Origin of the sequence: Ellagibacter sp. (assembly GCF_048412355.1) — a bacterium.
Taxonomy (GTDB): Bacteria; Actinomycetota; Coriobacteriia; order Coriobacteriales; family Eggerthellaceae; genus Ellagibacter.
The window spans coordinates 38,424-45,917 of sequence record NZ_DBFSAP010000034.1; the positions used below are offsets into that span (position 1 = coordinate 38,424).

4 protein-coding genes are annotated in these 7,494 nt (G+C 60.0%); 2 read left to right on the forward strand and 2 right to left on the reverse strand.

The window, feature by feature from the left end:
• The first annotated feature begins 2 nt into the window (after window positions 1-2).
• Entirely contained in the window at window positions 3-3,659 is a 3,657-nt protein-coding gene (locus ACMRQN_RS04285; RefSeq protein ID WP_418733957.1) for a UvrD-helicase domain-containing protein, read from the forward strand.
• On the opposite strand, the gene ACMRQN_RS04290 is transcribed toward ACMRQN_RS04285, so the two are convergent.
• Entirely contained in the window at window positions 3,635-4,921 is a 1,287-nt protein-coding gene (locus tag ACMRQN_RS04290; RefSeq protein WP_418733958.1) for an aminotransferase class I/II-fold pyridoxal phosphate-dependent enzyme, read from the reverse strand. The genes ACMRQN_RS04285 and ACMRQN_RS04290 overlap by 25 nt on opposite strands.
• 286 nt (window positions 4,922-5,207) lie before the next feature.
• Here ACMRQN_RS04290 and putP point away from each other — a divergent pair, with 286 nt between their 5' ends.
• A complete protein-coding gene (gene putP / locus ACMRQN_RS04295; RefSeq protein ID WP_418733959.1) occupies window positions 5,208-6,770 on the forward strand; it encodes a sodium/proline symporter PutP in 1,563 nt (520 codons plus the stop codon).
• A gap of 280 nt (window positions 6,771-7,050) precedes the next feature.
• Here putP and ACMRQN_RS04300 read toward each other — a convergent pair whose 3' ends face one another.
• The gene (locus tag ACMRQN_RS04300; protein ID WP_418733961.1) at window positions 7,051-7,368 is read right to left on the reverse strand and encodes a C40 family peptidase; all 318 of its coding nucleotides are present in this window, start codon (window positions 7,366-7,368) and stop codon (window positions 7,051-7,053) included.
• Window positions 7,369-7,494: the final 126 nt, after the last annotated feature.

Sequence of the window (7,494 nt, forward strand, 5' to 3'; positions counted from 1 at the left end):
ATATGGCTCTCACTCCTGGACAGAAACAATGCGTCGATACGCTCGTGGGCCCCGTGGCGGTGTCTGCCGGTGCGGGCAGCGGAAAGACGTTCACGCTTACCCGCCGCATCGTTCATTCGCTCGAATGCGGGTTCGCTTCCGGCATCGACGAGGTGCTCGCGATTACGTTCACCTCGAAGGCGGCGGGCGAGATCAAGTCGCGCGTGAAGGGCGCGCTCAAGGCCTGCGGGCGGACTGACCAGGCGCTTCTCGTCGACTCCGCTTGGATTTCAACCATTCATGGTGCCTGCGCCCGCATGCTGCGTGCCCATGCGCTCGACTTGGGAATCGCCCCCGATTTCACGGTGGCGGATGAGGCGGCCGCGAACGATATGCTCGATGCCTCGCTCGAGGAGGTGCTCGGCTCTGAAAACGACATCATCTCGCCGGGCGACTATGATGCGCTATTCACGGAGTATGCAGCTCGTCAGGCGGGGTCGATGTCCGCCGCAAGCGTTGAAGGCATGGTGCGCGACATCGTCGTTGCTGCGCAATCGAGCCCCGAAGGGATGGCGTCCATCGTGCCGGCGCCGTCGGCGGCATCGCCCCACAAGCTTATGGTGCGCATGGCGTCTTTGGCGGGCGATATCACGGCGGTGTGCGAGGCCCAAAAGCCGGGAAAGACCCGTGATGCGTTCCTCGACGGTACGGCCCGTGCGCTCGAGGGGCTCGAGGACGCGCAGGAGCAGGGTGCGGAACCATCGCCTGAGCAGGTCTTAGAGCTATTCAACGCATTTCCGGTTCCCAGTCGTGCGTTCGGCACGCCTGAATACAAAGAGTACGCAACCGAAGCGGCGCAAGGGTATCTCTCCTTGATGATGGAAGCTCGCCTTGCCCTCGCCGAGCCGCGTATGCGCGAGGTGATCGACTTATCAGGTCGTGTCTTCGATGCGTATCGCCGGCGCAAGCGTGAGGCGGGCGTGCTCGACAACGATGACCTGCTCACGATGGCGTCGCGCATGTTCAGCGAGCACCCCGAAATCGCTGCCGAGTACGCTGACCGCTTCAAGCTGATCATGGTCGACGAGTTCCAAGACACCGATCAGTTGCAGGTGAACATGATCAAGCGCATGGCGGGCAAGAACTTCGAGCGCCTGTGCACGGTTGGCGATGCGCAGCAGAGCATCTATCGTTTCCGCGGGGCGGACGTCTCGGTCTACGATAGGCACCTTGCATCGGTGGCAAGCACTAACGAAGCAGGCCTTATAGAGCTTGCCGATAATTTCAGAAGCCATGGTGACGTGCTCGCATTCGTCGACTGCGTGTTCAGTCAGCCGAGTGTGTTCGGACGCTCGTTTATGTCGCTTTCCGCGTCGCGCGATTCTGGTCGCATCGAATGCCCCTACCAGGGGTCCGATCCGCGCATCGAGGTGCAGCTCACCACCTATCCCCGAGGCGTTGCCTCGGACGCAGCGCGCGCCGCGGTTGCGCAGCGGATCGCACAACGTTTTGCGAAGCTTGTCGACGAGGGTCATTCGGCGGGCGACATGGTGGTCTTGCTTGGCAGCATGCGGTGTGCCGACATTTATGCTGACGCTATACGCGAACAGGGTCTTTCCTGCGTGGTCTCAGGGGGATCCATATTCGGCCGCGCGCCGGAAGTGCGCCTTGCGGTGCGGCTCGCCGAGGTCATTGCGAACCCTAAAGATACCGAAGCCCTTTTCGAGGTGCTCTCGAGTGAGATCTTCGCACTCACTGCAGACGACTTCATCGACCTTTCGACGGGCCTCGACGAGCTGCGGGGCATTCCCCGCCGCCGTTCGCTCGATTCCGGTGTCTCGGTGTGCGCCGCCGCTGAAGACGAGGCATCGCTTGCGCCTGGTCTCCGCGCTGCGGTAAGAACGCTGAAAAAGGCAGCATCCCGTGTGAGGCTCGAGTCCCTCTCTGAGGTTATGGAAGGCGTTCTCGTCGATTCTGGCTGGCTACGCCGGCTCGAGGACGAAGGCGCCGAAGGGCTTGCGCGCGCGGCAAACGTCTACAAGGCATGCCGCCTTGCTCGCGATATCGAGCGCAAGAAAGGGTCGGGTCCCGCTCAGACCGCAGTCGAGTTGCGTGCGCATATCGAGATTGCGAAAGAGGCTCCGGGATCGCTTTCTTCGAAGTCAGGCGATTTCGTTCGCATCATGACCGTCCACGCAAGCAAGGGCCTCGAATTCCCCATCGTCGCGGTGGCCGAGCTGCGCTCCGACGAGGTGCGCTCATCGCGAATGGTGCGGACCACGCTCAATGGCAAAACCTACCTCTCGCTCGATGCGGGAGCGACGGCAACGCGCTTAACCGCGAAGCAGTCGCAGCTCATCGCGAAATGCACGTCGGTGGACCCTTTCGAGGGAAGCGAAGGCGACGAGTTCTACCAGCAGCTGATCGAGAACCCTGGCGACCACAGCCCCGTGGAGGTTCGCTGCGCGATTCGCCAGCATGAGTATCTCGGTGAAACCGAGGAAACGCGTCGGCTTCTCTATGTCGCGCTCACCCGCGCAAAGGAAGCGATCATTTGCGCAATTGCCGGGAAGACGACAAAGGACGACCCGACAGGCCTTGCAAAGAGCGTATGGGGAAGTGTGGAGTCCGCCCTGTGCGGGGAGGGGAATGCCTTCGAGCCAGGCGTGACTCTTCTCGATTTTGGCGGCGAGTCTCCTGCGCGCGTTGAGCGTATCGACTTGGCTGTTGAGTCGGAAGAACCCTGTGATTCCGAAGGCGTCGGCGCCGAAGACAACGATGAAGCGGCAAATCAAGAAGAAGAAGAAGTGTGCTCGCTTGAGGACGGATCCAACTTAGCGCGTCAAGCTATCGCGGTTCCCGAGGTCTTGCCCTACTGTGAGCTGTCGGCACAGGCGTGGCCTGCGTCCCGTGCCGATGTGTTCAGCTATTCGTCGATCGCTCACAGCTCATCGGGCAAGGCTGAAGTCAGCTCGCCCGAGGAAGAGTTCGCATTGCCGAAAGTGCCGCCCGTCGAAGAGCCTGGTTTTTCGGAGGCGGACGAGACGGCGTGGACCGCGATTCGAGCTTCGCTTTCGGGAGACGCCGACAAGGCGACGGACTTGGGCACCGCCTTCCACAGGCTTGCCCAGCAGGCAGTATGCACCCATACCGAGAACGCCGCCCTCGTCTGCCCCGACAAATCGCACGTTGATGCGCTCGCTCGCCATTGTGGGCTTTCCGACTTGCAGCGCATTCGCCTCACCGAAGCGCTTGCGCGATGGTTTAAAAGCGATCTTGCGGCACGCGTCGTGACATTTTCCCGCCTTCGCGCGGAAGTTCCCTTCTTCGTGCGCGTGGGGCACGGAGCCGACGCGCCTTTCATGGAGGGGGAAATCGACCTTCTCGCCGATGGGGAAGACGGTCGCACAGCGCTCGTCGTAGACTATAAAACAGGCGGGTCGCCAGGGGAAACGCCGGCACAGTTGCACGAAAAGCATCGACTTCAGGCGCTTTGCTACGCGTATGCCCTGCTCATGCAAGGCTATGCATCCACGGAGTTCGCATTCGTGCGCGTGGAGCAGCCCGACGATACCAAAGAAGGCCAGCCGCAGCAGGTGAACTACACCTTTTCCGCAGCTGACCTTCCGACAATCGAAGGGGAGATACTTGCGCGCTACGCGAGCAGCTTCTCCGCGTAAGCGATCTTCACGCAGCAGACGAACACATTGAGCGCCTCGCGAAGCTCGTAGAGCGGGGGAAGCGTGGGCGCGATGCGAATGTTGCTGTCGTAGGGGTCGTGCTTGTACGGCCAGGTCGCGCCAGCGTCTGTCATCGTGACGCCTGCTTCCTTCGCGAGCTGCACGATGCGCTTTGCACACCCCTCAGGTGCATCGAAGGACACGAAGTATCCGCCGCGCGGCTTGGTCCATGTGCATCCGCCGACTTCGGAAAGGCCCATGGTGAGCTCGTTTTCGACGAGCGTGAACTTCGGGCGCAGGATATCGGCATGCTTCTCCATGTGGGCAGCGATGCCGTCGGCGTTCTTCAAAAACCTCACATGGCGAAGCTGGTTGAGCTTATCGTAGCTGATGACGGTCGTGGCCATGCGCTTCTTGATCTCAGCGATATTGTCGGGGCTCGCGGCGATGGCAGAGATGCCGGCTCCGGGAAGCGTGACCTTCGACGTAGACGCGAACTTGAAGTAACGGTCGGGGTTGCCCGCCTCGCGGCATGCCTCGGCGATGTCGAGGAGTTGGTCCTGGTCGGCCTTGAACGGGTTCAGGTGATGGACGCTGTAGGCGTTGTCCCAGAAGATGCGGAAATCGTCAGCAGCGCAGGGCATGGCCGCCAAGCGACGAACGACTTCCTTGGAATAGGTGACGCCCCCAGGGTTGGAGTACTTGGGGACGCACCAGATGCCCTTCACAGTCTCGTCCTTGGCGACAATTCTCTCGATCTCATCCATATCGGGGCCGTTTTCGTCCATCTTCACGGGAATCATCTCGATGCCGAACGATTCCGTGATGCCGAAGTGGCGGTCGTAACCGGGAACGGGGCAAATCCATTTGATGCCGGGGTACTGCGCCCAGGGTTTGCTGCCGAGTGTGCCGAAGTCGAGGCATCGAGCGACGGCATTGCCCATGAGCGTCAGGCTCGAGTTTCCGCCGACGATCACATTTTCCGGTACATCATCGAGCATCGCTGCCATCAGGCGCTTCGCCTCGGGAAGACCGTCGAGCACGCCGTAGTTGCGACAGTCGGTGCCGTCCTCGGCGATGCAATCCTGCGCGCTTGAAATGCAGGAGAGCAGGGGCAGGCTCAAATCGAGCTGCTCTGCGCTCGGTTTGCCGCGAGCCATATTGAGTGAAAGACCCTTTGCTTTGAACTGCGCGTACTCTTCTTTCAATCGATCGAGCTCGCTTTGGAGCTCCGCGCGATCCATTTGTTCGAATGCAGCCATTTCTCATCCTTTGCCGTGTGCGGCGAAACGTGCGATACGCCGCGAATCTTGCCGCCCTTGATATTACGTTTGCACGCGCGATGCGACAAGTTTCAATTGCGAGAAATCCTCGGCATCCTCGCGTATCGCAGGTATCGACACCACTCAAACACCCTTTCGTGCTCTTAACTAAAGAAAGCGAAAGGGCCGCCGTTTCGTGAATCGTTCACACAGCGACCGAAATATTACTTTAGTCGGGAAAAGTATGCCGTATAATTCGCCTATTCGACTATCGAGAGGGATGAAAATGGTTACTGGTGATTTTTGGGTACTCCTGGCGATGCTTCTGTACTTCATCGTCGTTGTGCTCGTCGGCTTCGTCTATGCGAAGAAGTCGAACGCCTCAAGCGAGGCGTACTTCCTCGGCGGTCGCGGGCTCGGCCCGTGGCTCACGGCGCTTTCCGCGGAAGCGTCGGACATGTCCGGATGGCTGCTCATGGGCCTTCCCGGCGTCGCGTACTTCACGGGCGCGTCGGACGCCATGTGGACGGCAATCGGCCTTGCGATCGGCACGTATCTCAATTGGAAGTTCGTGGCGAAGCGTCTGCGCAAGTACTCCGAAGTGGCGAACAACTCCATCACCGTCCCCGACTTCTTCTCGAACCGCTTCCACGACAACAAGCATATCCTCATGACGATTGCGGCCATCATCACGCTCGTCTTCTTCTCGATTTACACGGGAAGCTGCTTTGTGACTTGCGGTAAGCTGTTCTCGACGCTCTTCGGGCTCGACTACGCGACGATGATGGTGCTCGGTGCCATCATCGTGTTCCTCTACACGTTCGTCGGCGGATATCTCTCCGTCTGCACGACCGACCTCATCCAGGGCACGCTCATGTTCTTCGCGCTCGCCACGGTGTTCATCGGCAGCGTCGCGCAGGCGGGCGGCGTCGAGAACACGGTCGCTTTCCTGCAGGATATTCCCGGATTCCTTTCGGGTACGCAGATTGCAACCCCTATTCTCGACGCGGCGGGCAACCAAGTCATCGAGAACGGCGCGCCGCTGTTCGGAGCGGCAGGGGAGTACGGGCTGATTACCATCGTGTCGGGTCTCGCGTGGGGCCTGGGATACTTCGGTATGCCCCAGGTGCTCGTGCGCTTCATGAGCGTGCGTCATTCCGATGAAATCAAGAAGTCCCGCATCATCGCGATGATCTGGCTTGTGGTGTCGCTTTCGAGTGCGGTGTGCATCGGCCTTATCGGGCGCGCCGTCATCCCGACGGAGTTCCTCACGCAGTCTGCCGCGGAAAACGTCTTCGTCGTGCTCTCGCGCATGATTCTGCCGTCCTTCGCCTGCGGCCTCGTCGTTTCGGGCATCTTCGCTGCGGCGATGAGCTCCTCGTCTTCCTATCTGCTCATTTCCGGTTCGGCGGTCGCGACGAACATCTTCAAGGGTCTGATCAAGCGCGACGCGACCGATCGCCAGGTCATGATCGTCGCCCGCTTCACCTTGGCAGCCGTGCTTTTGTTCGGCATCTTCATCGCGATGGACTCCAACTCGTCTATCTTCAACGTTGTGTCCTACGCGTGGGCGGGCTTCGGTGCGTCGTTCGGCCCCCTCGTGTTGTTCTCCCTGTACTGGAAGCGCACGACGCTGCAAGGCGGTATCGCCGGCATGCTCGTCGGCGCTGCGTCGGTCTTCGCGTGGCATAACCTGGTGAAACCCCTCGGCGGTTGGTTCGGCGTCTACGAGCTCTTGCCGGCATTCGTGTTCGCCTGCATCGCCATCGTGGTGGTCTCGCTGCTCACAAAGAAGCCTTCCGAGGAAATCGAGAAGGAATTCGATACCTACATGGATCTCGACGTGTAGCGCGCCTTCAGTGCCAATTGAGCGAAACGGCCCCTGTGCAGACAGCGGGCCGTTTTTGTTTATGAGGCAAAATGTGATGAGCGCTTCCCGTTCTGCAGGAGATGAGGTCATCCCAATTTGCCACAGAGAAGGCGAGCAGGGGAACCAAGGTGCGTGCCCTAATGCTATAAATCTACGCTTTCCCAGCCTGTTAATGCGGCTATTGCCTTTGTAGCATAAAAAACGCCCCCGTTTCTCCTTGAAGAAACGGGGGCGTTGAGCGCATCTTATAGAGAGGAACTTAGAACCTCAATGAATGAGTGAATCTCGACCACGAAAGGTCATCCGTGTCGCGTACGTACGCTCCTTCCGTAGGGGCATGTACGTAATGAGTTCCTCCGTAGTTTACCGCGATACCTACATGTCCGTGACGCCAAAGGACATCGCCCGGGCGTGCTTCAGAGACGGGGCCGCGCCAGGAAGCGCAGTTATATAGCGACTCGCTTTGGTGCGGAAGGGAAATACCAACCTGCAGATAAGCCCAGCGCACGAGTCCGGAGCAGTCGAACGCGTTCGGGCCTTCAGCGGCCCATATGTACGGACAACCGATGCGCGACATGGCGTAATCGACAACCGAACCGTGCGAGGGAACGTCAACTCCGTTGCCTGAGTAACTACCGCCACTGCTGGAGCCACCGCCGCTGCTCGACCCACCGCCAGAACCATGGTTACGGTTCGCGGCCGC